Below are 23,843 nucleotides of genomic sequence, written 5' to 3' on the forward strand. Positions count from 1 at the left end.
ATGTCCACCTGTACACTCTGTGACCTCCCTATCGAAGACCCGATTACCGACGATGACATTGCCGGTGAGTTCTGCTGTCGGGGCTGTCTAGAGGTCGCACACTTGGTCGACAACGGCGAGGATGTCGACCTTTCAGTTGCGGCCGTCCGTGACCGTGTTGAGGCCGAGGATTCCAGGCTCGATGTCCCCGAGGGCGCCGAAACGGCCTACCTCTCGATAGACGGAATGCACTGTCAGACCTGTGAAGGGTTCATTGAGCTCCTTGCCGAAGAAGAGGAAGGCGTTCACGAGGCACGCGCGAGTTATGCGACAGAAATGGCGCAGGTGGTGTATGACCCTGACTGCATCAATCGCAACGCGATCGCTGCGGCACTAAGTCGACTGGGCTACCGAGCCCACGGTCCCGATGAAGAAAACGACTCACTGCGTTCACGCGTCGAGTTCGGCAAATACCGTTCGGTGCTCGCGGCGGTTCTGATGATGCCTGTGCTGATCCTCTACGTTCTGTTCATATACCCGGTATATCTCGGCATCTATCCCGAGAGTTTCCTCTATGGGAGTACTGTTGAGGCGATGGTGTTCTGGCCACTAATCGTCTGGAGCACACTCATACTCATCGGACTTGGATACCCGGTCTTCCGTGGAGCCTACGTGAGCTTGAAAGTCGGTCGCCCTAACATGGACGTGTTGATAGCTATCGCGGTACTCGCAGCGTATCTCTATTCGCTGGTAGCCTACTTTACGGGCGGGCGTGACCCGTACTTCGACGTCGCAGTGATGGTGCTCGCAATCGTCACCATCGGAAACCACCTTGAGTCACGGATCAAACACGCTGCGCTCGGAAATCGCGCCGACCTCACGGATTCACGCGTCGATAAGGCCCGCCGGCTCGATGATGACAGTGAGGCCACTGAAACCATCGAGATTGCAAAGTGTGAGCCTGGCGACCGGCTGTTAGTCAAACCTGGTGAACGGGTCCCGGTTGACGGCCATATCGTCGACGGGACTGCCGCGATCGACGAGGCACTCATCACGGGTGAATCCCTCCCACAACGAAAATCTGAAGGAGACAGTGTACTCGGCGGGTCGATTCTTACAGACAATGCGATCGTCGTTGAAGTTGGTCCAGAAAAAACCAGTACGATGGATCGCCTCGTTGAGCTCCTTTGGAACGTCAAGAGCTCTGCCACAGGTGTTCAGCATATTGTCAACCGCTTTGCGGTACTGTTCGTTCCATTCGTACTTGGACTTGCCGCGCTGACTGCCACTGGCTGGTTCGTCCTTGGCAACGATCCGAATACAGCTATAATGGCCGGTGTCTCCGTGCTAGTAGTCTCGTGTCCGTGCTCGCTCGGTATCGCCACCCCACTTGCTCTTGCGGCGGCTACCCGCGATGCCACGGACAATCGCACACTTATTCTCAATGAGACAGTACTTGAGCGGATCGACGACTCCTCAGTCGTTGTGTTCGACAAGACTGGGACGCTCACTACTGGGGAGATGGAGCTTGTGGACGTTGTTGGCGACGATCCTGACGAAGTACTTGCGATGGCGGCTGCCGTCGAACGTCGGTCAAGCCACCCCATCGCCGCTGCGATCGACGATGCCGCCCCACCGACCACGCGCTCGGTGTCAAGCTTCAAAAGCGCCGACCGTACCGTGTCCGCACTCGTCGACGATACGCGTGTAGTTATCGGCCATCCAGACTCCTTCGATGCTGACGCGTGGACGATTCCCACGGAGATAGAAGCAGCCGTTACACACGCTTACGAGTCGGGCACTCATCCCACGGCTGTTGCTTGGGAGGGCGCCGTCCAAGGAATCGTTACAGTCCGAGATACGCCGCGGGAGAACTGGGACCGCGTCGTTTCAGATATCACAGACGCGAACCGGGATATCGTCGTACTGACTGGCGACGACGAGCGGATGACCGAGACGTTTGCGAACCATCCCGCAGTTGATCACGTATTCGCAGGCGTGCGCCCCGAGTCGAAGGAAGTGATCGTCCAAGGACTCCGCGAGCGCGGGACGACGACAATGATCGGCGACGGAACGAACGATGCGCCCGCACTCGCAAGCGCCGACCTCGGGATCGCGGTGTCAAGCGGCACCGATCTGGCAATTGAGGCGGCCGATGCAGTAGTGCTTGATGACCGTCTCGACGCCGTTCCCGAAGTCTTCGAGCTGGCGAGTGTAACTCGAAGCCGGATCAAACAGAATCTCATCTGGGCGGCCGGCTACAATGCGATAGTGCTTCCATTGGCGATGATCGGCATGATCACGCCGCTGATCGCCGCCGTTCTGATGGCTATCAGTAGCCTTATTGTCGTCTTTAATTCGAAGCGCCGCTTGGTCCCAGCGAATGGAGAGCATTCAGGTGAAACCGACTCTAGCGAACGCACTGAGCGAACCAGCCCTCCAGCACATTCGGACTGAGTGCTCGAACGCAAGCATCATCGGTAACCATCCTACTACGCTTTCTAGCTACAGTCTGCTACAGCACGCGATTTAGTCAGCGGTTCGCACCTACTCGCTGAAAGTACCCGCTACAAGCAGTGGGAAGACGAGCGTTGCTTCTGCTTCAACCTGCGTATAATTCGTCTGTTCATCGTCTTTGATTTTTGTTCCCCACGATACTGCCTCGTTCGGGGTGCTCCAGAGAGTGATCCATCCCCTTCCATACCCGTCGAGATGGAGACGATATAATCAGCCCCACCTCGGAACAGATTTGTCATGAACCCATGGTTTCTCGGGACTCCGCCTCCGATTGCGGTCAGGCCTGTCGTATCAGCAAGCATCCCATCCTCGATAAGCGAGTCAAATCATCGAAGAAGTCCTGAAGGTATTGCCCCAACCAGACGTATCGGTCGGAAGGGACGAAGAGATTTTCAAGGCGGTTAATACCCTGTTCCCGGAGCGCGGCTTCGTACGCATCCAACTCCCCGTTTTGAACGGCTTCGCCGTCTTGATGATACCCTCCGCCAGTACCCCCGCAGTCGTAATAAGCACATCGACGTATCCTTCGCGAACGAGATAGGCGACAACTTCACGCTGCCCCGATGAGATGATATTCGACGTGCATGTGAGATAGATTGTGGCATCGGCGTCTTGCATTTACTCGGCGATGTCGATAGCCTCCGCGAGTCGCATTAGCTGAAAGCCCATCGTTGCATATGCCTCCAACGACTCCTGAAAATCAAATTCTCCACGGAAATCATAGCCCTACACGTCTAGCGTGGACAGAAATTCGTCACTTCCCGGAACAATATGCTCGTGTGACTCGTCGTCCATATCGGCAATTAGCAGGATGCCGGTTTGAATCGTTCGAGACTGGTCGTTGCTTCTCGGTACACACAAGTGTACTGAGCAGAGAACGGGACGGCAAGAAGTCGGTGGGGTTACCCCCCGTAGCCCTCACCCTCGATTGGGCCGCTAAACACGCCGTAGAGAAACTTGAAGTACCACAGCACCAGCAGCAGCACCGGGAATCCGAGAACGGTCACGAGGTTCAGCGCTAGCGGCGACACGACCACTTCCCTAACCAGCAGCCCGGTCGGCGGATAGATCGTCGGGTACAGCAGAATTGCGACCAAGATCGTCAACAGTGTGGGGAGCGCCAGTGCGCTCGCCAGCCAGGCCCGGTACTGGCCGCGTCTGGCCAGCACGCTCCCGATCAGCCCCACGGCGACCGAGAGGGCGACGACTGCAGCCACGGGAAGCGAGAGCACTGTGTCAGCGGCGCCACCCGCGTCGGTCAGGACAACAGTTCCCAGCAGTACGATAACCCCACTAAGGTATGCCAGTGTTGCACCGATGCCGTACGTACGTAGTTCTGACGCTAGGCCGGGCTCGGTTTTGGCCGCGAGGAACGCCGCACCTGTGACGACCGAGACCGCGACCAAGCCGACACCAGTCAGCACAACCGGCAGCGTCGCCTCGCCGAACAGCCAGCGGCCGGCGAGCATTCCAAACAGCAGCGGCGCGAACACGCTGCCCCCGACGAAGGCGTAGTCGGTGTAGCGCTTCCACCGCTCATCATTGCGCTGCTCGCGAAGCTCCGGGCCGAGTCCACGGAACACCAATGCGAGGACCACCCCAATTGCGACCAAATAATTGTCCGCAAGGAGGCGGGAGTACACCCGTGGGAACGCCGCCAGCAGCATCGTCCCGAAGGCGACGAGCCACACCTCGTTGGCATCCCAGACTGGACCGAACGCCGACAGGAAGGTCTCCCGCTCGTGTTCGTCCGTCCGGGTTGCGTACAGTATTCCGATGCCGAAGTCAAATCCGTCGAGGACGACATACATCCCCAGTGCGAACAGCACGGCACCGAACCATATCTCCGGCAGCGACTCGACGAGGTAGGTGTCGACGGGCAACAGCGAGTCAGTCATCATCGCTCACTCCTGGGAGCGGACCGTGCCAGCGGCCCTCACTCGACTCTCGGACGCCGAGTAACTGGAGTTCCTCCCGGATCAGCCACTTCAGGGTGTACAGGGCTGTCAACACTAACCCGACGTAGACGACAACGAAACCGACTAGGGTCAGCGTCGCCTCCGTCCCGGTTAGTGTTGAGGAGACCGCCTCACTAGTCCTGAGTTCGTCTTGGATGACCCACGGTTGGCGGCCGATCTCGGTGACGTACCAGCCAGTGAGCAACGCTGCGTAGCCGAGTGGCGATGCAGCGATCATCGCCTTCAGGTAGCGTGTGTTGTCAGACAGTCGCCCGCGGTACATGAGGTACCCGCCCCACAGCGCCAGCCCGATAAACAAGAACCCGAGCCCGACCATGAAACGGAACGACCAGAACACGAGTGCTACAGGGGGGTTTTCATCGTACTCGTTCAGTCCGATGATCTCGGCGTCAAAGTCCCCGCCACTGGCGAGGAACGACCCAACTGCGGGGAGGCTCACGGTGACGAGGTTCTCGGCTCGCGGGTCGGTGAGTGCTTCGGGTGACTTCGGAAACGCAAGCAGGTGTAGGTCGGCCTGCCCCGTCTCGTAGTGAGCCTCCATCGCGGCAAACTTCTGTGGCTGGGTCTCCTCCACGTGGCGGCCGTAGGCGTCGCCGTGGACCGCCTGGAACGGTGCGGAGACAATCAAGAGTACGACAGCCATCTTGAGTGCGGTGTTCCAGGCTTCAGTGTCGGGCTTTTTCCATACGATGTACGCCGAAACGCCTGCAACCAGTAGTGCGACCGAAATAACCGACGCGTTCATCATATGGACGTACATCCAAGGCATTCGTGGGGTGAGGAACGCGGCGAACGGATCGGTTAGTTTGGCGACCTCCATCCCGTTGCGGGTGACCATCTCGTAGCCCCGTGGTGTCTGCATCCAGGCGTTAACGATCAGGATCCAGAACCCCGATAGCCAAGCGCCGAAGCCGACGAGTACCGACGAGATGAGGTATGTTCGGTCCTCAACGCGGTCGCGGCCGTACAGCAACACGCCAAGGAAGACAGCCTCTAAGAAGAACGCCATCTTCGCCTCGAAGGCCAGTGGGCCGCCGATCAGTTCACCGGCCACCTCGGCGAACTGTGGGAAGTTTGTGCCGAACTGGAAGCTCATCGGAATCCCGGTAACTGTACCCATCACGAAGCCGGCAGCGAAAACCTTCACCCAGAACGAGCGCAATCGCGCATACCGCTGCTCGCTCGTGCGTACGTCTTTCCAAGTGAAATAGATAATAAACGGGGCGAGCCCGATCGAAAGGGACGCGAAGATGATGTGAACGGAGATTGTCCATCCGAACTGCATGCGGCTCGCGAGTTTCGGAGAGAGGGACGCCGCCCACACTGGGCTGACGGCGTTCAGTGGTATGATTGGACCCATTCACCTCACGCTACAGCACAATAGCTTATGAATAGGTCCTCGGTTTCCACTTTGGAGAATTCACCACAAAGTATTCCATTATTAGAACCGTACTTCTTCTACACCTCAATTGCAGGATGAGTAGACGAAATCTGATAGAGAGAGTTGACTGGTAAGTACGAACACTCGCCGATGGTGACGGCAAATAATACGCTGACGCTGTTGAAGAAGGAAACCGGAATCGGATAGTGAGGTTTTCCACCGTGATAGTGCGGCGTCTGGGTGGCAACACTCTTAGAAGTCTTCGGAATTCGGAGATGTGGTTAGTATTTCAGCAGGAACGGGTGGTTGAGAGCTATTCTGGAGCGGTTCCGTTCGACGATTCGTCCAAATGTACGCATTACAGTCCCGCTAAACCCGCTGTAGTCTCAACTTCCAAGGTTTCAAATTCCGTATAGCGGTATGCCATTTACCAATGTCGGTAAAGCCAATAAATGCAGTATAGAGGATACTGAAACGGCGATATTCTGGTTTTGGGTTAGGTTTGTATTAGGGAAATAAGCACCACCAGTTTTACCCGGACCGGCGCTGTACGGGAAGCATGGATCGGCTTCCGCCTGAGTACGACGCTACGCCCGGGGGTGACGCCCTCGAAGCAGCCATCGAGAAACGACTGGTCGATATCGACTCCGGACGCTACCGAACGAACGTCGCCAGCGTGCTGCGGAAGTTCGCGGCATGGAGTCGGGACCAGCATGGTATCACCACCCCCAAGGACATTGACGATGATCTCTGCCGGCAGTACGCTCGTGATCTAGCCCGAGCCGACGATCGGGACGATATCTCACCTGAGACTGCCCGCCGCTACTTCGCCTACGTCCGCTCATTTCTCACGTGGACTGTCTACGAGGGCCTGATTCCGACGAACCCAGCCAAGACCAACCACGCCGAAGGCCCGCTTCCGACCGACGAGACTGAAACTGACCAACAGTACTGGACCACACGCGACCGCGAAGCCATTTGCGCGACTGCCACTGCCCGCGTCGACGAAGCTGGCGAAAGCAGCGACGTCGACCGCACGGCGGCATACCGCGATCAGGCACTCGTCTTCCTACTCGCGTACTCAGGTGCACGTAGTGCGGAACTCGTCGCTGTTTCTGATGATGAAGAACGGAACGGCCTGCGGTGGCGACACGTCGACCTCGATGCTGGCACGATGCAGGTATTCGGCAAAAACCGAACTCGTGAGTCTGCGCCGATCCTTGACGACGCGCTCCGGCCACTCCGCCGCTGGAAACGACTGCGAGAGCCGGATGAAGACGAAGCCGTGTTCCCCAGACTCGACAACGCGGCGAAAGCCATGGACCCAACGCCGTCGATCACAACTCAGTCAGCCCGCAACATCCTCGCCGATCTCTGTGAGTGGTCTGAGTATGACTTCGAGGAACCGCTGAAACCACACGGCGCTCGCCGTGGCCTCGGGCGAGAAATCTATCGCGAAAACCCACAGCTGGCGCAGGACGTACTCAGACACAAGTCCATCGAGACAACACACGAGGGCTACGCGCAAGAAGCCGCGAAGCGGACCCGTGACGAGGCGAACAATATCATCAGCGGTGAGTAGACTGAGTGAGTCAAACCCAGCCAGTCATAGAATACTTCATACACCTCTGCTACTGACAACAACTGGACTGGTTGAGAGCTTTTACTACCAAATGGCCCCGTACGGGTCAATGGTGCGCTCGTAGTATGATAGGTGAGTGCCAGTCAGTGTCAGCGATATGTCTACATTTTAGACTGGCTTTCCAGACGCTACTAATATATGTAAATTGATATATTACAATCCGCTTAGATAAGAAAATATAGATAACCGACATATTATATAATGTAATCTAATATACTAATTTTACATCTAGGAACATAAACTTACTTATAAGACAAAACTCATCCAAAATACATGACGACTGTTGCGCTTGAGCATTCCCGTGAAGATTCGAAGACAATTATTTGTGCCAGCATGGAGCGGATGCAGTCAATTGATGCCTATACAGATGAAGGTCAACGTATTGTCGGAAAACAGGAAGCTTCTTTAACTGGAGGCAACGGTGCCCGGTTAACCGTAGATATTCCTGAGATGCAGGAAAGTGAAAATAAAACGGTTGTCGAGGTGAACGCTGAGAAGCAGGTATCTATGGACATGGCTACAAATCCAGAGGATATTAAATCAGAGTTTCTTGACATAGCTAACGATCTCCGAGAAGAGAATGTAGACGACCTTCTTGATGATTTAGCTCAAGATATATCTCCCCAAGAATCCAAAGAAGTTGCGAACTCAAGCGAATTTGGAGATGACCAGTCAACAATGGGCGTCCGATTTATTATTACATTCATCGTTATGATGGCATTTACTGTCCTCTTTGGGTTAATGATGACCGCAGCGATGATGCCATAAAATATGAGCGATAGTCAGAAAGTCATAGCTATTGGTGCTTTAATTTCAATAGTTGGAATTGTAACCCTATTGACTGGAATCACTATGCCTGCAACGTCGACGCATACGTCAGAGGCATGCATTGACGACCCTACAAGCTTTGGACAAGACTGTTACACCAGCTCAGTGAAAACTACTAATCCAATAAGAGGACCGACAATTGGGATTGGAATTCTATCTATTATAGGAGGTGTCGGAATCATCGCTATGAGAAATAGTAGTACCCAAGCTTCTCAACAGAAAGGGGAATACGATGGCGAAGTGGAAGGTAGCTTTACAAATAAATTGCGAGAACGACAAAAGGAACCAAATCGCAGATCGACTTCTGAGCCCGATTCTGAGTAATAGCTCTTCACTGACATTACAGAAACCCTGACATACTGTGATCACTGTGTTTCCTGAATTGTCTCCGCATTCAGAGTTGATGATCGCGACGACGAGACAGAGGGATGGTGGAAAAAGGCTTGACCTCAGGTTTAGACGCGGTCTCGGGAGTACGTCCGCCCGAGATGGAGTTTCTCAATAATTCGTTGGTTCGTTCAATTGCAGCATGCCGGTTATACGTCCTGATAGCCTGCGAGATTACCGAAATAATTTGCTCCATAAGAACGCGGCGCTAATCACTACGATATACTAATGCTTCATTTTCTAGACTTTCTGGAGTCCGTGGATACTTATCTGCGGCAGAATATAGTTTTGAAATCGCTTTTTCTTGAAGATCTTCTGCCTCAGAAACACTCTCCTCAAAGCTGGCATCATTATCTAAATATGATTTACATTCTCTCTCGAACAGAGAGGCAGCAGACTTCAGATGCCTTGTCGCTGCTAATCCATTTCTTACTGGTTTCACGAATAAATCTTGATTCTTAACATCGCACTGGTCAATAAACTGCTCACATTCTTCCCAAGGCGGGTCAAAGTGTGTCGTTCCATTAATTCGATTGTCTAAGTATTCTTGTAGCTCTCGAAGTTTTTCAATGGCATCATAAAATCGGTCATTTCTCATATCGTACAAAGCACTTTGATCTGTTGTCCTTACAATTAATGAGATGACCGTATCTCCTTCGTCTCTCCGTTCCACCACTAAGCCCTGAATATAGTTTGCGTCAACACCCGTATTCTCTTTCAACATTATCCCGTCGGGCCCCATTATAACTCCTAAATTTTCTTGTGCACTTTCAAGAACATCATAACCATCTTCATACAAACCAACCGCATACTCTGTTCTATCGGCGGGAGTTTCTATATACGGCTGTGGATAGCATTTCTTGCTATTCGTTGTTTGTCGCCTTTCGGTCGTAGTCTCTGATTCTATACTCTCTGACGAACTACTACTTGCACACCCTGCAAATAGAATAGTTGAAGCGGCAATCACCTGACGACGTGATAAGTGCATGGTGATTCTATTCATCTAACCCTCAATAGATATTTCCAACAAACTATGCCCATAGGTAATTATACCTCTCTAAATGATTTTCACCGAGTATATACGCGCCCGTCTTGGTAGTGACCGTAGATCTCTCCGCTCCGTGCCTTTCACCAGTGGAACAGGGTCCTTTGTCCCTCAGGCAAGGAGGTGTTCATAGTTCTGCGAAAGCGTCGTCGATGACGCTGGCACTGTGAGCGTTCAGGTACGGCTCTATCGCGGCGAAGCTATCCCAGCCACCGACCGCCATAGCCACGCGCGGGTTCATCTGTTCGTCTACCAGCAGGCGCTGTGCGAACCACCGCCGGAGATCGTGGGTGCTCACTTTCTGAAAGTCGTCGTCGGCCGCCTGGCTTCCTACCGAGAGAGGTCCGATTGCCAACGGTAGTGCAGTCGGTTCGCCTTCGTGTCCAAACGTGCCTGATTCCGACGCGTGCGAGGTCTTTTGATACCCGTAATCAACGGGAGGAGAGGGCTTGCTGTGGAGAGTCGGTGAAGCTCGACCCAAACTGCTGCTTTTGCATGACTACTTTCTCTTCTAATGTGGTGAGGAACCGCTTCGCAGCGAGTACTGCCTCATTGACTTCAGCCTCGTCACATTCAAAGTACACATCACAAAGGTAGTAATTCGGATTCCGGGATTTCGATGAAGACGTACTGTAATCCCATTGCTTGAGCTCTCGGCCTGCATCGTCGAGTATCCACCTCGCAACACCATGCTGGTAGTGCTTCTCACGGTCATCGGTCTGGTAGTTCTTATAATATCGAGACGGTGTTGGGATGTCGCCGATGAGAACCTCAACTGTCCCATCGTCGTTGTCGAAGAGGAAGATCGTAGCGTCCTTGTTCGTGAACGGAGTCGCGATGGAATAGCTGACATTTGCATCCTCACCTTTGCGGCTTGAGCGCGAGCGTCGACTGTTGGCCATACGGATACGATTCATAGCCACTGTATTATACTTTTCGCCAAATCGTCGAATAGACGATTCGATATATTGCCAAGACTTTTTATCTTTCTCTCGGTTACTCCAAGCATGGCAACCTCACTGAACCCACGGGTTGAATACGAACTTAAAGAACTCATATCGGACCTCGCTGGGCGTGACCATACTATCAGTGAAACTGCGGCTGATCTCATCCAGATCGGAGTTACGATCCGCAAAGAGGAGCTGGAACCGGAGATTGTAGGACCACTCGGTATCCCACGCCCGTTTGCGAAAATCAGTTTGGGAGACCAAACGGGGGAACTTCGGACAGAGATTTCTGATGCATTGGCGGACGAACTCGTCTCCGAGTTCGACAACAAACCCAACACGGCAACACGGGAAGCAATCCGACTCGGTATCCTGGCAGTTGCTGAGGATGAATTTACTGTTGAAGGCCCAGCTGGGGGTCCACGGCCGTTTGCGCAGATCGAATTTGAGACTCTCGAGGATGCGGAGGTTCTGAACCTAATCAAAGACCTGCAGGCTCGACTTTAATTGGATGTTCCACTCTCATGGAAGCTCACCGGGCATTTCTACTGTATCGATGAGCCAGTCTGTGAGTTCAATAACCCTGCTGTCTCACAGCCTATTCGCTTCCCAACTTCTCAACTAACACGCGATATGAAATTTATACAAATATATATGTCACATAATTCTAAGATGAGAGCATGGGTAAAAGTCGTCGAAATGTGTTGCTTGCGGTTTTTCTCGGGGTAGGAGCGCTAAAAGCCGGTGGGGATTATTTTGGCAACCAATCTGCCGAAGGGAGCGATAATCAGTCAAGCGAAGGAACAGATGGTGTTGACCTTGATGATGTCGGGACTCTCGAAGATCTACAAGCGACACCGTCGGCACAGTCTGAGACTCTATATCATGAACGACAAAACGTGTTGCTACAACCCGGACAGGGTTTCGCTGAAACCTTTCGCAATACCGGCGAAAATACACTCAGAGTCCGGATACCCGAGTTTCCCACAGTTGGTGGATTCGCTGGGCTGTATACATATCAAGAATGGACTCGTATTCGTGATCAAGTTGAACAAGGGGGCGACTGGGAAACGGGTGACCCTCTAGAAACGATTCCAGTAGACCCAGAACAGTCCGTATATGAGTTCCCAGTTGAGATGGATGGTCGATATGCCCTCGTATTACGGCTTAGAGAGTCATCTTCTGAGACCAATGTTGAATTTGAATATTGGGTCTTCGACTGATTCTGCTAAATGGTCTTTGTGAGAGAAACCACGTCAAATCTCACAGACAACGCAAGCCATCATTCATCTTCTGAATCCGCACTGTAGCACGTGCTCCGTTAGGGCCGTTTATACGGCCTATCGCCACCTACTCTCCACCGAAGTTCTGTACCGGAGGCCGACGACAGAGGCCGACTCTTAAATAGGAGAGAGACTTGCCTCAGAGCAGCGTAATTCCAGTTATACGAGAAATCTCTAACGCTCTTGTGTAGAACATTGTTGGTGGAGAGCAGTCCGGCGATTTTCTATACTTTGAGCTGGCGACACGGTTCTCCAGATATGAAGCGGGGCCGGCCGAACAAGGAGACCTATCGGCCAGACCCCAACGACGGAGTGGTCACCAACAATTTACGCCACAAGAGCGATCTCTAAAAAAGGTTCAGACGTTATGCTGACTACATACTCTGTACTGACCGATTCACGGCTTATTGGACAAGTCGTTGCTGGTGAAGTCGCTTGTTCAGTAACTCCTGTTTGCATTCGCTGATTCAGAGAATGCACATTGACATCTTTTACACCACCTATGTAACAAGAACTCGTGGCCGTCGAATATGCCCTTGCGGGCGTTTTCGCCCTCCTCGAGGCGTATTGCGGCACAAGTCCATCGAGACAACATACGAAGGCTACGCACGGGAGGCCGCGAAACGAACGCGGGACGAAGCGAACGATATCATCGGTGGTGGGGAATAAAAACAGAGGGCTGTTACCTAATCTGTCGAGAAACTGCTCATTAGGTGGTATTATTCAGTATCGACTGCTGAATATAGGAGTTCCATACAGCAATCGAGATACTCCGGTTCAGGAAGTATCAACTGAATCGGCTGATCACGAGGTGTGCAAAGTAACCCCAAATATCATATAGCTTCTAATAGGAATTGAAATGATGTCCACAAATTGGAAATTGGTATCTAATCCTAGTAGCCCGTCCCCACTAGATGTTGTATGGTGCTGCTTTTCTCGCTTAAGTTCAAGTCAGAATATTCTGATGGAATCTCCATACGGCAGTTTCTTGCACGTAGATCACTCAGCTGTAGCAAACGTACTGGGCGTTGAATTAGATGCACTTATGAGAGCTCTATCAATGGATTCTGCCCCAGACCAGAGTTCTCGTATCAAGATGTTTTTAGATGGCGAATTTCCATTAGTAATGGTCATGAGAAAGAACGGAGCCATTCCAGTCAATGGACGCCGCCTCTCGTCTCTCCCAAGAAAGACAGAAATGCCTGTTCAGCTTGAATTCTGCGGTGAAAATCCGTATAAGCCGCCAAGAAGTAAGAATGGCAGTACGTTTTCTGCCCACTCAAAATCAGGGTCCACTGTCATTGGGAGCAGTAGGAGCGGGTCTAAAAATGATCTAATTGACGGCCCCATGTGAACTGAATACACCAAGTCCCAACCATCGACCATTAGTCTGGAGTGCTGAGAATATTCGCGGCACCTTGCTGTATAACAGAAACTGGATAAAACTGCTTCAGGATCTTCGGTAGGAGCCAAGCAGAGAGTCTTACTCGTCGACTTCCTCGTCTTGTTTGGGCTGAATATCCCGGAGTCGGCCACTGATATCCTCTTCGTGCTCTTCTAAGAGCGTGTGGAACTCTGCAATCGTTTCCTCAGCAGTCTCACCTTTCGCCTTGATCGTCACAGTGTCTTCGTCTCGTGTCCCGGTTCCTCGTTTCAGCCGAGCCTCCATGCTACAGCCGACATCTGTTCGTTCTACTTTCTCAACTGAGTCTGGATCTTCGTCTGTTTCGTTTGACATGGTTCTTCTCAGGACGCTCTCACTGGAACGCCCCTCACCCGACTGGGGCACACAAAACAGCCCCTAATCGCTGCTCTCGAACGCACCCAGACTGGCCTGTTCACTCGGAACAGACGCCGTAACCGGAGTTGTTCGATCCTCCGAGCCCGCTCTCTCTGTTGCTCTGGACTGGGTGCCGTCCTCGACCGTGTTCTCGAAGGCATCGGTCACCCACTCACGAAGTTCAGAAACTTCCTCCTCGTCGAGCTCGCGAACGCTGCCACCCAACGCAGAGTACGAGGTTTGCCACGCTTGCTGAAACTCGACAGTCAACGAGTCGCCCTGGATAACGTAGGCGTCCAGATTCAGGAAACAACAGTTCAGCGCTGTCATCCGGGCACAAAGAGGGTCTTTGTCCTGCCCGAAAAATAGCGCGTCTGGCTGTTTTCGACCGGCGACTAGTAGCATCCGACCGCTCCCACAGGCCGGGTCAAGAACCGTCTGCCGGCCGTGAGTTTCACTCTCGCCTGCAACGCCGGCGATTTCAGCCATCATCTCGCAGACCGTATGCGGCGTGAAGTGCTGGCCGAAGGCATCGCTTGACATGCCATACTCCTCGTAAGCAGCGCCCAGAACGTCAGCATCGGTGGCTACCATTCGTTCTTGGAGCTGGCCGAACGCTTTCGAGAAGAGGTCGACTGACCGTTTCCCCTCGGGATGGTCCATGTCGCCGCGCGTGCGGTAGTCGTCGACAATCTCCAGATATGGATCGTCCCGGCGCTGCAGCGCAAACAGCATGAGGTTGACCCAGTCTTGGAAGACCGTGTGGGCGCTGTGCCCTCGTTGACGGATCTGCTCAAGCGTTTCAACAATCTCGTCGACGTCGATTTGTGGAGAAGCCATGCTCTCTCAGCCCAGAGAGAGTCACAAAACCTGGCCTGCCGACAGTCGTGAATCTAGTCAGTTGTAGTACTTATTCTTCCAGTCACGCCGGGCTTGAATCTCTCGACGCCCACGATTGGTGATACGGTAGGCATTCGTCCGCTGATCCTTCTTCCCTTTCTCAACGAGACCTTTGTCGATGAGCGTATCCAGATTTGGATAAAGTCGGCCGTAATGAACCGTCTTCTCGTAGTACTCTTCCATTTCGTCTTTGATCGCGACACCAGCCGGTTTGGATTTCCCAGCGACTACGAACAATAAGTCTCGTTGGAATCCTGTCAGGTCATGCATATTCGCGGTTACAATATTACATACATGAGCATATTGGTATGAAATCGCCGTTTTCAATCCACGCCATACAGGTTTTCGGCCAAGCGGCGGTAGCAGTCTTGGCTGGAGTCTGGAACCGGATCGACCTCTTCTCTGTCCTTCGCGATGACACTGGCGAACTGCTTGGGCGGCTTCCAACTGTCGTCTGTTTCCCGGGCATCCAGCTCTTTCATCAGCGCGTGTTCACCGTCAGCGGTGACGTACAGTACGCGAAGCCCCGGCTTCTCGCTCAGTGGTCCTCTGAGTAGCTTCCCAGTTCGTGTATTAACCAGCCACTCAAGCAAAAGCCCAGCCCGACACTGGATTGCGTACAGTTGTACCTCGTCTTCTTCGGGAGATTCTATGCGACCCTTATCAGCCCACGATTGGGGCAGCAACCGGTTGTCTGTCTCGTCTTTCCAGCGCCATTTGAGCTTTTTCTGACCGCGATTGCGACGTCGGTATTTACTGCTCATTATTGGATTCTCTCAGTCGCTAGAGAAACACAAAATTCGCTTCTCGTTGCCTCTATAGCAACTTTCTTGCTGTTTGAGTATATATGTGTTAGTACGAGGACTCACTATGAAAACAGCCGAGTCCGCCACCACGACTAGCGAGTGTGCGCCCCCAGACCAGTGGATATCCCGCCAGCCCAGCGGGACCCGCGATCTTGATTTCCGGCAGATTCGTGACGACCGGTCAGCAACGTGGAACGCTGCGCTCGATGCCGATGTCGATGTAACGGAGGGGGTTGTCCAGACCTGTTCCTTGTCTCCGTCGACGACGACTGTCCCGTGAATTGCTCACTGGCAGAGCATCCCAACGGGATCCACGCTGGCTGGTGCAACTGCGAGGTCTTCCAGGCGACAACCATCTGACCACATCTCTGTGTCCTTCGCCAGTACGCTGCTCTCGGCGATCTCGACTTGCCAATGCGAGAACAGGCCTAAACTTGAGCAGTTGTAGACGGCTTACGGTGGATCGAGGAGCGACAGCCTGGCTCTAGAGGAGGTTTCGGAACAATTGTTGGGCATCAGTGAGGACGAACTAACACTGTGATAAATCTTGTCAGGGGCCTTACCCGAGCATTTGATCCAGCATTGCGGCGGTAGTCTCCCAGTCCTGACAGTCTTCGTAGAGTGTCTCCAACGTGAAAAAATTGACATCGGGAACCTCGCTATCCACCTTCGCTACTTCGTCTTTGAAGGCAAACATATAGAGATGTTTTTGCGCGAGACTTCGGTCAACAGCTTGACCCGCCAGATCGTACTCAAGAGCAAAGTCGCGAAGCTTTTCAGCTTTATGTTGTACCGTTGAACTATCGTCAGATTTTGTCACTTGGGTGAATATTAATTCGTCAGCTGGTGTCACAGCTAGATTTTCAATATCTTTGTTTCTCCCACCTCTGGGAATCGTATTTGCGATCTGATCGAACGGAACTTTGTCAGTCCGTCGAAGCCACTCTTCTGCCAGCACCTCAACCTCATTTCTGGTCAGTGACGAGGCCGACGGTGTGCGGCCGGTTCCATCAATTGCTGGACGGACCTTCCCATCCAAGACGTCTGCGCGACAAGCAGGATTGCGAGGTGCTTCGTTGTAGAGTGCCGGATAATCTTCAGCGGTAGCGACCCTTACTGGGTCGTACTTAATAGCTTTGAGCGGCAGAATATCATCTTGTGTGATATCGACGTCAGCAAACTCGTCATTTATGAGTCGAGTCCGCGGAGGGACGGTTTTGTGAGCGACCCGCTCGCTGGCTTTATAAATAACAATATGAACGTGATCACTCTCAGAGACGTGCCCAACGATTGTTTCGCCGCGATATGAATTATATTGGACTGCAATCCGGCCTTTCTGCTCAACCATTTTGTTGAGCGAGTTGATTTCACCCTTTGCAGTACGCTTCTCGTAATCATCCTTGCGCGCACTCGCTGGGTACGGGGTATCTCCATGATGATCAACGCCGACGAGATTCAATTCACGAAGATCTTCTTCGACCTTCGGCAAGTGACATGGAGTAAGATCTGAGATCTTACAGCTCCATGGGGATGTGTTTGAAGCCACGGCACAGTTGAGGTACTAGAAGGAATAATAGTTGTTGTTGATTACAGTCAGTGAGTGTCGACAGGCCATTCAACTGCTATTCGCAGCCACCCGCTAATGCCGTGCCTGAAGAAATTGGAGTGTTAGACTGGTCTAGCTACGAGCTATTCTCAAAATATACAGAGTCTTTCCAGAAGCCTCAGTTTGGCAGCAAAGAGTGTACACTGGATTCCTTTCAAATACAAGTGCTGGATACAGGAAGCGTGTTTTAAGTATCAATAGTCTACCCGAACTACAACTCAGTCATCACTCACTTGTATGACGGCCAGTGGCCGGACATCAACACGTCCAGACCGGTCGTGGTCAAGACACTGGCACAGTCGCCTCCGAACCGTCGCTCGCGAACACGGTTCCATAGCAACACCTACTCGTGGATCGTCCCGAATCTGAACATACTCCGCGTCGACGTCCAGTTGCGTGTGCTCGACCCGACACCAGATTGTCTTCTCCCCTTCCTGCCCTAGATCGGTCACATACCGAGCAGCCAGCGCTTCGTGGCGAAGCTCGACGAGAACTCGTTCGACAAACGATACGACCTTCGTTGGCGACCGTAGCGCTGGGACCGACCCAAGAGCAGTCTCGGAGTCGTGCTGTGCCGCCGATTCGGGAGTATCAGTTACAGACATACGTTCTCTCTCAGGACGCGCTTTCTGGCCCGCCCTGCACCCCATCGGGGCACACAAAACAGCCCGTCACGACGCTTCAGTCAACGATGTGTTCCTCGATCTGCTGGAACCACTGGCGGATCGTCTCTGGGTGCACATCCAGCGGTTCGCTGATCGTCGCCTGTGTGAGTCGGATGTCTGACTCCCGACCAGCAAGATACAGAGCGCCGGCTGCAACGCCATCCGGTCGCCCGTTGACCTCAGCGGACTCGGTTGCCCGCTCTGCCAGTTCGAGTGCCTGCTGTCGAACCTCCGGCGCAACATCAAGCGGGAGATCCGAACAAATCCGTGCCACCCAGTCCACCGGGAGCGATACCGGAATCGAGAGTTCGAGTTCCACGAGGAGCGTCCGGTAGCAGTTCCATATACGTGAGTCGGAACACCGAGCAACGTCAGCTACGGTATCCATCGTCACGAGCCCGTTGCATCGGCAGGCAGCGTAAACAGCGGCCGCTGCACCGCCTTCAATCGACCGTCCGATTAGCAGGTCCGCATCCTGGGCCTCCCGGAAGAACGTGGATGCCTGCTCTTTCACCGACCGACTCTCAGACAACGCACTCGCAATGCGTCGGACTTCACCGAGCCCGTGGGCAAGATTCCGGTCGCGCTTGCTGGAGTACTTCGACCGACCGTGGAGCCGCCGCTGGCGAGCAAGCCGTCGACGCCGTCTCGGAGAGACATCTGCACTCTCAGCCGAGCCGATGTTCGTCGACAGGCCTCGGTCGTGGCGAGTGGCCGTCCGGGGAGCACCCGTCCGCTTCTGTTCCGCCCGATTGTACGTTCGCCACTCCGGCCCGTAGTCGATCTGATCCTGTTCGGTCACCAGGCCACAGTTCTCGCAGTACGTTTCCCGCCCACTGCTATCGAGCGTGCCGCCACACTCGGGACAGCCCTGTGCAACTGCAAAGAGCTCTGTCTGGACAGGTTGGGAAGACATTGAGAAGATACCTCTCACCCGACTGGAGGCTCAGAAAATACGCTGTGGCGCCCGGTCAGGCGTCGGGCAGTTTTCCATCCGGGCGCGGGACTCGCTTGGCTTCGATCTCGATCTCGACCCGGCGACGGTGCTTGCATCGCTCGGCGGTATCGGGACAACTGCATGTCTCCTCAAGCACGTCAACCTCGTACCGGCTCTCTGACGCCGAGTGGACCTCGTAGCGACCGGGCTTTGTGAGAAAGGAGACATCCATATCTTCCCGTTTCGCTCGCTTCGTACGCGGTTCATCCTCTGAGGTGACGGCCAATGGGTCCTCTTTGGGGTCTGTGACGCCGCCGTCGTTGAACCGAACCTGCATGACCCCACCGTCAGCGACCGCTTTTCGAGGTTCGCCGTCGACGTGCATACCGAACTGGTCGTCGAATGCTTCGTCGTCCACCCATTGTGGGATCGGTCGCTCGCCGGTCGCGAAGGCGACTCGCTTCTCGTGCTTGCACTCCTTTCCGGGATTGTACTGCTTCCACGGGCACTCGCAACTCCCTGTTCGAGCGTCGACAAGGTACTCTGAACCAGAGCCAGAGTTGACCAGGAAGAGGTCGTCAGCGTTTCGTGCCCGACCAACCGAGTCCATCACGGTCATCACTTCGGTCAGCGCCGAAACAGTGCGGCTGTTCGGGCCAGCCTCCTCCATGTCGCTCTCGTCGATGCTGCCGGCGTCGCTACTGGATTCTGTGGTAGCCATGAATGACAAGCGGCACGCCCTCTCTGGGACGCCCCTCACCCCACAGGGGCGCAGAAAATTCGAGGATTAGAGTTTGTGAAGACGTAAGTCTACTATCGGGCAGAAGTGGGCAGTACAGAGAGTATATCGACCAACCCACTGGTACCAGATGTCAATACCATTCAGATCAAACAAGGGAAGCAACTAACTTGCCGAGAATGAGGACGACGACAAAAACACCGACCCAGATTGCCGCGGCCATAAGAAAGTCTATCGGGTTTCCCGACCCCTCAAGCCCAATTTGTAGAGTGGAATACATGATGGAGGATACGTATGTGCTATCCTGATATAAGGGCTGGGGGATGGTGCATACGCACGCTTACTGAGCAGGCGTTGCAGCCAGCACCATGGCTGAAGAAACTGCCTTCTCACCGCCCGGTCAGAGCTCGGTCACCTGCATCTGCTCGTGGGCATCGGGATTGACCACTGGAATGACGCCCTCGATATCCTCCTTGCCGTACTCTTCACGAATTAGATCGTGGATATCGTTCGCGAGAGCAACAGCCTCGTCTTGCTTGGTGGCACTCGCCTCGTTTTCGGGGAAGTCAGCTGGCCCAATCCCCTCGACAACGATGAACAGGTGGCCGTCACTCATTGTCGACCTCCTCGACGAGTAGCGTCGTTTCGGTCAATGGATCGCGGGAGGTCGACAGGTCCTCGGAAGTCTCCAGCGTTTCCTCGACTAACTCGACCAGTGCCTCCGAGACATCGCCAAAGTGAATGATAGCGTCGGGATCAGGATAGTTGTCGTACTGCTGTGCAGTCGTCTCGTCTGTCTTGTTTTCACTCATAATCGGTATGTAGAGCGCCCTCAGTGGGATGCCCCTCACCCCACTGGGGCACAGAAATTACGCGACGGCTTTCTCCTCGGCATCCGATTCATCACGACGGACTTCGCGTGCCCGCAATCGGAGATGAGACTGGACTGGCGTCCGGCTCTCGTGCTGATTCTCGTAGGCGAGATACTGCTTGATCGTTTCGATGGAGTGCATACAGTTGATGCCAGCGACGATTGGCTGGAGGTGGTCGGCGTCTAACAGCCGTTCAGGAGGGAGTTTGTCGAGAATTGGGTCGCTCATGTGGCATCCTCCCGGAAATCATCGAGCGTTGTCCTACGCCTGTACCGACAGTCAGGGTAGTGAGCTAGAAGCGTCTCGTCGACGGCCTCCCAGAAGCCGACCTTGTGTGGCACAACCGACTGCCAGAACCGAGCGCGTGCCAGTGCTGCCCCAACACGCTGGCGTTCTTCATGATGCCACTGCTCGCGCTCGATCATCGCCATGCCGAGGCCCCCTCCGGTCGGTCTGCCATGTATGAGCTGGCAAGATCCAGCCCAGCATCGAGTGTGCGTCGCGTCCCGACCAGTTTGGTCGCTCGTTCGAGTTTCCATCCAGTGTCGCTTCGCTTGAGCAGGACTGTGGCCCCGGTGTCGGGGATATGCCAGCCAATCGTGTCGTTGCCGACAGCGAGAAATTCCCATTCACCGACGGCGGCCTCTTGTGCCGCGCTTTGCTTGTCAATCAACGTGTCCGAACGCGGGCCACCAGCGCCGAAATCGCCCAGAGTGGCTGTTCCTGCTGGCGTCATGGGAGGACCTCCCGGCGGTCCCAGCCAGCGAGTTCTGTTTCGATGGCGCTGACGATGGTCGTGACTTGTTCCTCTACAGTGTCTGCCTGCTCACCGTCGACGTCTAGAAGCGAGCGAAGTTCGAGTACATCCGGCAGGGCAATGCTGTCCGACTGCTGGGCCACCGCACGGAGGACGACTGCTTCAAGATCGGCGCTCTCGGACTGCCCTTGAACGGTTGTCGCGATGGACTCGACGAACTTCGGAGTGGTTGGCTGAGACGGGCCTTCCGAACGACTGCAGGACATATTTCGAGACATCCTCTCACCCACCAGAGGAACACAAAATTGGGCCTCACCACTGCTGTGGATGGCGTTTTTTGCAGACCGTGTTATCTGAAATACCTGCTCAATAAGACTGCATAATTAACAGTCGTTTCTTGTCGGTTTGAGCTGAATATACTGGTGGCAAGCGTTTTCATCTAGGCGTGTTTTCCGGGGGTATGATGGAAGGTTTTGAGAGTAGTGGTGATTGGTGGGTTCCTGGTGCTTCGTCGGAAAGGGTTAGTGGAGAAGTGAGCTTCACACCAACAGAAGGAGTGTCTCTCAGTTTGAATGGGAAACTGCCGTTTGAGGGAGAGCAAGATGAGGAGCTGTTGAGGATGGAATTGTCGAAGGACTATCCTCTGTTGCACGGTGATCTTGGTCAGGATGGGCCGGTGACCGTATTGAATGCAACTATCACTTCCGCAGTTTCTGGCGGATACAGCAAATCTGAGGAGTATCTTGCCCAAACGATGGTGGTTGGAGAGCACCTGTCTGAAAACCCCTCGTTTGAGAGAGTGGATTTCTTCGTAGACGAAATTCCGGCTTGGACGGACGCTTCAACAGTAAGACCGGTGATTGACAGGGAGTCAGTGGAAGAAGCCGTTGACTTTGGAGAAATTGAGGCAGTCTACGCAGCAACAGGTGCCGAAGAATATGTGGCGGATCTTGGGGATTTAGAAGTCAAGCTTTCAAATTACAGTAGGATTTCGACAGGCGGTAATTCGACTGAGATGGAGACGGTAGGTGTTCTCAGAGTCATAGCAAGTGATGAAGCATCGGTCAATACCCTGTCGGAATGCGGTGACCGTGCCTTAGAGTACCTTTCATTCGCGATTGGGACCGGGATTTACCCCGATAAAGTCCAGCTCTACACTGATCTGGATCAAAAGCCACTGGACATGTACTACACTCTGTTAGACTACACTAAAGACCGGTCTTCTTCTGGAGCTGAGTACCTGTTTCGCCCGACGCATACTGATTTTGAGTCCACACTTCAGAACTGGTTGAACCACTGTGAGAGTGCTTCAGAAGTGCACCAGAACTACCGATTGCTGATACATCGCTCGAATCTTTCACCAAGGATTCGATTCCTTACCACTGTGATTGCGCTCGAGGCCTTATATGAATCAAAGCACCCAGATGAAACTTACTTACAGGAAAAAGAGTTCGACGAAATAAGATCAGATATCATGGAGGTGGTACCTGATGGAACAGATATACAAGCACAGATGCACGGACTGCTGGAAAACGTGGCTAACGACCTTTCCATCAAGGATAAACTGGTCAAACTAATTGAATCGGAGCAGGAACTTATCGAGACATTCTTTGACACCGGAGAGTTGGCATCTGAAGCTCGGATTCAACGAAATAAAGTTGCTCACGGCTCTATTGAGGCGACACCAAACGAACACTATATGCTGTCCAAGAAGCTTGAATTAGTATTAGAAGCATTGTTAGCCAGAGAAATCGGAGTGCCAGCAGATCACCTTCCTAATGCACTGGCATCTCGACACCAGGACCTAACAGACCGGTTGGAAATAAACGGGGATCAAGCTGGATTCTAAGCGTTTCGAAGTCTTCCAATCATCTGCCGGTTCCATTGCTTGATCAATGCTATGTCGGTGGATTCGAGAGTGAATATAAAATGTTTGCCGTGTTTCACGGTTACCGCTATTCAGTCTTTGAACTAAGGTCAATATCCGCTGATGCTGACCGAATCAGGCGACCCCGATTCTCGGCGTGCGACATGCTGCATTCACGCATTGTATTCAGCACCCCATTCCTTTCGGACACCGAGGATCTCAACAAAGATGTAGGTCACTTTCCAAAGTGAAGAGTAGAAGTATGATCGTATGATTCGGTTTTTAAGATTTTTCCTGTATTATTCTGCTTAGATCCGGTCCAATATTTTTTCGCGTTTCAATGTGAAGAGGTTCTGAAAATTTACTCTGAGGGCTTGTCCTAAGAATTACATTGTAAATTCGGTACTCTGAGATGTCCATATTTTCTTTTAATTCGTCATAGTTGCCTATTCCGTGTCGGAGTCCCTGAAGACCCAGCGCAATAAAAATACTACCGAGTATAGCGCTAAATACACCAGGATAGAGAAAAGCAAGCCAGCCCAGTCCACCAAGAATTGAGATTACACTAGCAGCTATGATCACATTTGGACTAATTCCTTCTCTTTCTGTTCTTGTGCCTACCCCTGTCTCTACTGACTCAATGCTTTCTAGACCTAAATCTTTGAAGTGACCCTCTCCACGTGAGAAAATTAGTCTGCTATTTGTAGCTATAAAATCTGCCGAATAGCTGTTTTCTTCTTTCTTTACAGTTCCATTCCACTCTAACTGCGGACTCTCATTCTCAGCAATAAAATTTCTACCACTGTTTTTTGTTGGCTCTGGGCGGCTTGACACAGTTTTACCTATCTATACTCACATTTAATACTGCTGGCTGCGGATGGTCTTTTTACTTGAATCTGACACTCTACTCAGATGTACTGCTCATT

26 protein-coding genes and 3 pseudogenes are annotated in these 23,843 nt (G+C 53.1%); 9 read left to right on the forward strand and 20 right to left on the reverse strand.

What is annotated here, in order from left to right; genetic code table 11:
* Complete coding sequence (locus tag IEY38_RS19655) at positions 1 to 2,436, forward strand: heavy metal translocating P-type ATPase (RefSeq protein WP_005533828.1); 2,436 nt, start codon at positions 1 to 3, stop codon at positions 2,434 to 2,436.
* A 90-nt stretch (positions 2,437 to 2,526) separates the two neighbouring features.
* Here the strand turns inward: IEY38_RS19655 and IEY38_RS19660 are convergent.
* The 3 genes and pseudogenes from IEY38_RS19660 to IEY38_RS19670 form a co-directional block, all read right to left on the reverse strand.
* Positions 2,527 to 3,291, reverse strand: a pseudogene (locus IEY38_RS19660) (deoxyhypusine synthase family protein).
* Between the two features lie 107 nt (positions 3,292 to 3,398).
* Complete coding sequence (locus IEY38_RS19665) at positions 3,399 to 4,394, reverse strand: cytochrome d ubiquinol oxidase subunit II (RefSeq protein WP_005533830.1); 996 nt, start codon at positions 4,392 to 4,394, stop codon at positions 3,399 to 3,401.
* Positions 4,387 to 5,835: a cytochrome ubiquinol oxidase subunit I gene (locus IEY38_RS19670; RefSeq protein WP_005533831.1), complete on the reverse strand. Its 1,449-nt coding sequence runs from the start codon at positions 5,833 to 5,835 to the stop codon at positions 4,387 to 4,389. Before IEY38_RS19670 ends, IEY38_RS19665 begins: the two co-directional genes overlap by 8 nt.
* A gap of 580 nt (positions 5,836 to 6,415) precedes the next feature.
* Between IEY38_RS19670 and IEY38_RS19675 the strand changes: the two genes are divergently transcribed.
* Together IEY38_RS19675 and IEY38_RS21440 are read left to right on the forward strand one after the other, a co-directional pair.
* A complete protein-coding gene (locus IEY38_RS19675) occupies positions 6,416 to 7,438 on the forward strand; it encodes a tyrosine-type recombinase/integrase (protein ID WP_188980472.1) in 1,023 nt (340 codons plus the stop codon).
* Positions 7,439 to 7,771: 333 nt separating this feature from the next.
* Positions 7,772 to 8,266 (forward strand): hypothetical protein, encoded by a 495-nt coding sequence (locus IEY38_RS21440; protein WP_229775394.1) that lies wholly within the window; start codon positions 7,772 to 7,774, stop codon positions 8,264 to 8,266.
* A gap of 655 nt (positions 8,267 to 8,921) precedes the next feature.
* Here the strand turns inward: IEY38_RS21440 and IEY38_RS19685 are convergent.
* The 3 genes and pseudogenes from IEY38_RS19685 to IEY38_RS19695 form a co-directional block, all read right to left on the reverse strand.
* Entirely contained in the window at positions 8,922 to 9,716 is a 795-nt protein-coding gene (locus IEY38_RS19685) for a hypothetical protein (protein WP_188980474.1), read from the reverse strand.
* Between the two features lie 169 nt (positions 9,717 to 9,885).
* Positions 9,886 to 10,074: pseudogene (locus tag IEY38_RS19690) on the reverse strand (site-specific integrase); the annotation flags it as partial.
* A 115-nt stretch (positions 10,075 to 10,189) separates the two neighbouring features.
* Positions 10,190 to 10,660: a hypothetical protein gene (locus tag IEY38_RS19695; RefSeq protein ID WP_188980476.1), complete on the reverse strand. Its 471-nt coding sequence runs from the start codon at positions 10,658 to 10,660 to the stop codon at positions 10,190 to 10,192.
* Positions 10,661 to 10,765: 105 nt separating this feature from the next.
* On the opposite strand from IEY38_RS19695, the gene IEY38_RS19700 reads away from it, so the two are divergent.
* From IEY38_RS19700 to IEY38_RS19710, 4 genes and pseudogenes are all read left to right on the forward strand, one after another.
* Complete coding sequence (locus IEY38_RS19700; protein ID WP_188980478.1) at positions 10,766 to 11,212, forward strand: hypothetical protein; 447 nt, start codon at positions 10,766 to 10,768, stop codon at positions 11,210 to 11,212.
* Positions 11,213 to 11,385: 173 nt separating this feature from the next.
* Positions 11,386 to 11,928 carry a hypothetical protein gene (locus IEY38_RS19705; RefSeq protein WP_188980480.1) on the forward strand — a complete coding sequence of 181 codons (543 nt, stop codon included), beginning with the start codon at positions 11,386 to 11,388 and terminating at the stop codon, positions 11,926 to 11,928.
* A 624-nt stretch (positions 11,929 to 12,552) separates the two neighbouring features.
* Positions 12,553 to 12,657, forward strand: a pseudogene (locus IEY38_RS21880) (site-specific integrase); the annotation flags it as partial.
* A 295-nt stretch (positions 12,658 to 12,952) separates the two neighbouring features.
* On the forward strand, positions 12,953 to 13,342 hold the full coding sequence (locus IEY38_RS19710) for a hypothetical protein (RefSeq protein WP_188980482.1): 390 nt from the start codon (positions 12,953 to 12,955) through the stop codon (positions 13,340 to 13,342).
* A 129-nt stretch (positions 13,343 to 13,471) separates the two neighbouring features.
* Here the strand turns inward: IEY38_RS19710 and IEY38_RS19715 are convergent, their stop codons facing one another.
* From IEY38_RS19715 to IEY38_RS19730, 4 genes are all read right to left on the reverse strand, one after another.
* Positions 13,472 to 13,726: a DUF7389 domain-containing protein gene (locus IEY38_RS19715; protein ID WP_188980484.1), complete on the reverse strand. Its 255-nt coding sequence runs from the start codon at positions 13,724 to 13,726 to the stop codon at positions 13,472 to 13,474.
* A gap of 63 nt (positions 13,727 to 13,789) precedes the next feature.
* Positions 13,790 to 14,608, reverse strand: coding sequence for an N-6 DNA methylase (locus tag IEY38_RS19720; RefSeq protein WP_188980486.1), 819 nt, complete (start codon positions 14,606 to 14,608; stop codon positions 13,790 to 13,792).
* A gap of 57 nt (positions 14,609 to 14,665) precedes the next feature.
* Positions 14,666 to 14,938 (reverse strand): helix-turn-helix transcriptional regulator, encoded by a 273-nt coding sequence (locus IEY38_RS19725; RefSeq protein ID WP_188853918.1) that lies wholly within the window; start codon positions 14,936 to 14,938, stop codon positions 14,666 to 14,668.
* Positions 14,939 to 14,991: 53 nt separating this feature from the next.
* Complete coding sequence (locus IEY38_RS19730) at positions 14,992 to 15,432, reverse strand: hypothetical protein (RefSeq protein WP_188980488.1); 441 nt, start codon at positions 15,430 to 15,432, stop codon at positions 14,992 to 14,994.
* Positions 15,433 to 15,538: 106 nt separating this feature from the next.
* Here IEY38_RS19730 and IEY38_RS21445 point away from each other — a divergent pair, with 106 nt between their 5' ends.
* Positions 15,539 to 15,754: a hypothetical protein gene (locus tag IEY38_RS21445; RefSeq protein WP_229775395.1), complete on the forward strand. Its 216-nt coding sequence runs from the start codon at positions 15,539 to 15,541 to the stop codon at positions 15,752 to 15,754.
* 279 nt (positions 15,755 to 16,033) lie between these two features.
* Here IEY38_RS21445 and IEY38_RS19740 read toward each other — a convergent pair whose 3' ends face one another.
* The 9 genes from IEY38_RS19740 to IEY38_RS19780 form a co-directional block, all read right to left on the reverse strand.
* Positions 16,034 to 16,963 carry a hypothetical protein gene (locus IEY38_RS19740; protein ID WP_188980490.1) on the reverse strand — a complete coding sequence of 310 codons (930 nt, stop codon included), beginning with the start codon at positions 16,961 to 16,963 and terminating at the stop codon, positions 16,034 to 16,036.
* A gap of 798 nt (positions 16,964 to 17,761) precedes the next feature.
* A complete protein-coding gene (locus IEY38_RS19745; RefSeq protein ID WP_188980492.1) occupies positions 17,762 to 18,661 on the reverse strand; it encodes a transcription initiation factor IIB in 900 nt (299 codons plus the stop codon).
* Between the two features lie 55 nt (positions 18,662 to 18,716).
* The gene (locus IEY38_RS19750) at positions 18,717 to 19,403 is read right to left on the reverse strand and encodes an SWIM zinc finger family protein (RefSeq protein ID WP_188980494.1); all 687 of its coding nucleotides are present in this window, start codon (positions 19,401 to 19,403) and stop codon (positions 18,717 to 18,719) included.
* A gap of 418 nt (positions 19,404 to 19,821) precedes the next feature.
* Positions 19,822 to 20,037, reverse strand: coding sequence for a hypothetical protein (locus tag IEY38_RS19755; protein ID WP_188980496.1), 216 nt, complete (start codon positions 20,035 to 20,037; stop codon positions 19,822 to 19,824).
* A complete protein-coding gene (locus IEY38_RS19760) occupies positions 20,030 to 20,233 on the reverse strand; it encodes a hypothetical protein (protein ID WP_188980498.1) in 204 nt (67 codons plus the stop codon). Before IEY38_RS19760 ends, IEY38_RS19755 begins: the two co-directional genes overlap by 8 nt.
* A 57-nt stretch (positions 20,234 to 20,290) precedes the next feature.
* Entirely contained in the window at positions 20,291 to 20,521 is a 231-nt protein-coding gene (locus IEY38_RS19765) for a hypothetical protein (RefSeq protein ID WP_188980500.1), read from the reverse strand.
* The gene (locus tag IEY38_RS19770) at positions 20,518 to 20,724 is read right to left on the reverse strand and encodes a hypothetical protein (protein WP_188980502.1); all 207 of its coding nucleotides are present in this window, start codon (positions 20,722 to 20,724) and stop codon (positions 20,518 to 20,520) included. Before IEY38_RS19770 ends, IEY38_RS19765 begins: the two co-directional genes overlap by 4 nt.
* The gene (locus tag IEY38_RS19775) at positions 20,715 to 21,029 is read right to left on the reverse strand and encodes a hypothetical protein (RefSeq protein WP_188980504.1); all 315 of its coding nucleotides are present in this window, start codon (positions 21,027 to 21,029) and stop codon (positions 20,715 to 20,717) included. The genes IEY38_RS19770 and IEY38_RS19775 overlap by 10 nt, the downstream gene beginning before the upstream one ends.
* Positions 21,026 to 21,316 carry a hypothetical protein gene (locus IEY38_RS19780; protein WP_188980506.1) on the reverse strand — a complete coding sequence of 97 codons (291 nt, stop codon included), beginning with the start codon at positions 21,314 to 21,316 and terminating at the stop codon, positions 21,026 to 21,028. The genes IEY38_RS19775 and IEY38_RS19780 overlap by 4 nt, the downstream gene beginning before the upstream one ends.
* A 194-nt stretch (positions 21,317 to 21,510) precedes the next feature.
* On the opposite strand from IEY38_RS19780, the gene IEY38_RS19785 reads away from it, so the two are divergent.
* Complete coding sequence (locus tag IEY38_RS19785) at positions 21,511 to 22,899, forward strand: ApeA N-terminal domain 1-containing protein (protein WP_188980508.1); 1,389 nt, start codon at positions 21,511 to 21,513, stop codon at positions 22,897 to 22,899.
* Positions 22,900 to 23,199: 300 nt separating this feature from the next.
* Here IEY38_RS19785 and IEY38_RS19790 read toward each other — a convergent pair whose 3' ends face one another.
* The gene (locus IEY38_RS19790) at positions 23,200 to 23,751 is read right to left on the reverse strand and encodes a hypothetical protein (protein ID WP_188980510.1); all 552 of its coding nucleotides are present in this window, start codon (positions 23,749 to 23,751) and stop codon (positions 23,200 to 23,202) included.
* Positions 23,752 to 23,843 lie beyond the last annotated feature (92 nt).

The organism is Haloarcula sebkhae (assembly GCF_014647415.1).
GTDB lineage: Archaea > Halobacteriota > Halobacteria > Halobacteriales > Haloarculaceae > Haloarcula > Haloarcula sebkhae.

Coding starts and splice junctions, on each gene's coding strand:
- IEY38_RS19655 (WP_005533828.1), top strand. CDS start 1: ATGTCCACCTGTACACTCTGTGACCTCCCTATCGAAGACCCGATTACC.
- IEY38_RS19665 (WP_005533830.1), bottom strand. CDS start 4,394: ATGACTGACTCGCTGTTGCCCGTCGACACCTACCTCGTCGAGTCGCTG.
- IEY38_RS19670 (WP_005533831.1), bottom strand. CDS start 5,835: ATGGGTCCAATCATACCACTGAACGCCGTCAGCCCAGTGTGGGCGGCG.
- IEY38_RS19675 (WP_188980472.1), top strand. CDS start 6,416: ATGGATCGGCTTCCGCCTGAGTACGACGCTACGCCCGGGGGTGACGCC.
- IEY38_RS21440 (WP_229775394.1), top strand. CDS start 7,772: ATGACGACTGTTGCGCTTGAGCATTCCCGTGAAGATTCGAAGACAATT.
- IEY38_RS19685 (WP_188980474.1), bottom strand. CDS start 9,716: ATGAATAGAATCACCATGCACTTATCACGTCGTCAGGTGATTGCCGCT.
- IEY38_RS19695 (WP_188980476.1), bottom strand. CDS start 10,660: ATGGCCAACAGTCGACGCTCGCGCTCAAGCCGCAAAGGTGAGGATGCA.
- IEY38_RS19700 (WP_188980478.1), top strand. CDS start 10,766: ATGGCAACCTCACTGAACCCACGGGTTGAATACGAACTTAAAGAACTC.
- IEY38_RS19705 (WP_188980480.1), top strand. CDS start 11,386: ATGGGTAAAAGTCGTCGAAATGTGTTGCTTGCGGTTTTTCTCGGGGTA.
- IEY38_RS19710 (WP_188980482.1), top strand. CDS start 12,953: ATGGAATCTCCATACGGCAGTTTCTTGCACGTAGATCACTCAGCTGTA.
- IEY38_RS19715 (WP_188980484.1), bottom strand. CDS start 13,726: ATGTCAAACGAAACAGACGAAGATCCAGACTCAGTTGAGAAAGTAGAA.
- IEY38_RS19720 (WP_188980486.1), bottom strand. CDS start 14,608: ATGGCTTCTCCACAAATCGACGTCGACGAGATTGTTGAAACGCTTGAG.
- IEY38_RS19725 (WP_188853918.1), bottom strand. CDS start 14,938: ATGCATGACCTGACAGGATTCCAACGAGACTTATTGTTCGTAGTCGCT.
- IEY38_RS19730 (WP_188980488.1), bottom strand. CDS start 15,432: ATGAGCAGTAAATACCGACGTCGCAATCGCGGTCAGAAAAAGCTCAAA.
- IEY38_RS21445 (WP_229775395.1), top strand. CDS start 15,539: ATGAAAACAGCCGAGTCCGCCACCACGACTAGCGAGTGTGCGCCCCCA.
- IEY38_RS19745 (WP_188980492.1), bottom strand. CDS start 18,661: ATGTCTTCCCAACCTGTCCAGACAGAGCTCTTTGCAGTTGCACAGGGC.
- IEY38_RS19750 (WP_188980494.1), bottom strand. CDS start 19,403: ATGGCTACCACAGAATCCAGTAGCGACGCCGGCAGCATCGACGAGAGC.
- IEY38_RS19755 (WP_188980496.1), bottom strand. CDS start 20,037: ATGAGTGACGGCCACCTGTTCATCGTTGTCGAGGGGATTGGGCCAGCT.
- IEY38_RS19760 (WP_188980498.1), bottom strand. CDS start 20,233: ATGAGTGAAAACAAGACAGACGAGACGACTGCACAGCAGTACGACAAC.
- IEY38_RS19765 (WP_188980500.1), bottom strand. CDS start 20,521: ATGAGCGACCCAATTCTCGACAAACTCCCTCCTGAACGGCTGTTAGAC.
- IEY38_RS19770 (WP_188980502.1), bottom strand. CDS start 20,724: ATGGCGATGATCGAGCGCGAGCAGTGGCATCATGAAGAACGCCAGCGT.
- IEY38_RS19775 (WP_188980504.1), bottom strand. CDS start 21,029: ATGACGCCAGCAGGAACAGCCACTCTGGGCGATTTCGGCGCTGGTGGC.
- IEY38_RS19780 (WP_188980506.1), bottom strand. CDS start 21,316: ATGTCCTGCAGTCGTTCGGAAGGCCCGTCTCAGCCAACCACTCCGAAG.
- IEY38_RS19785 (WP_188980508.1), top strand. CDS start 21,511: ATGATGGAAGGTTTTGAGAGTAGTGGTGATTGGTGGGTTCCTGGTGCT.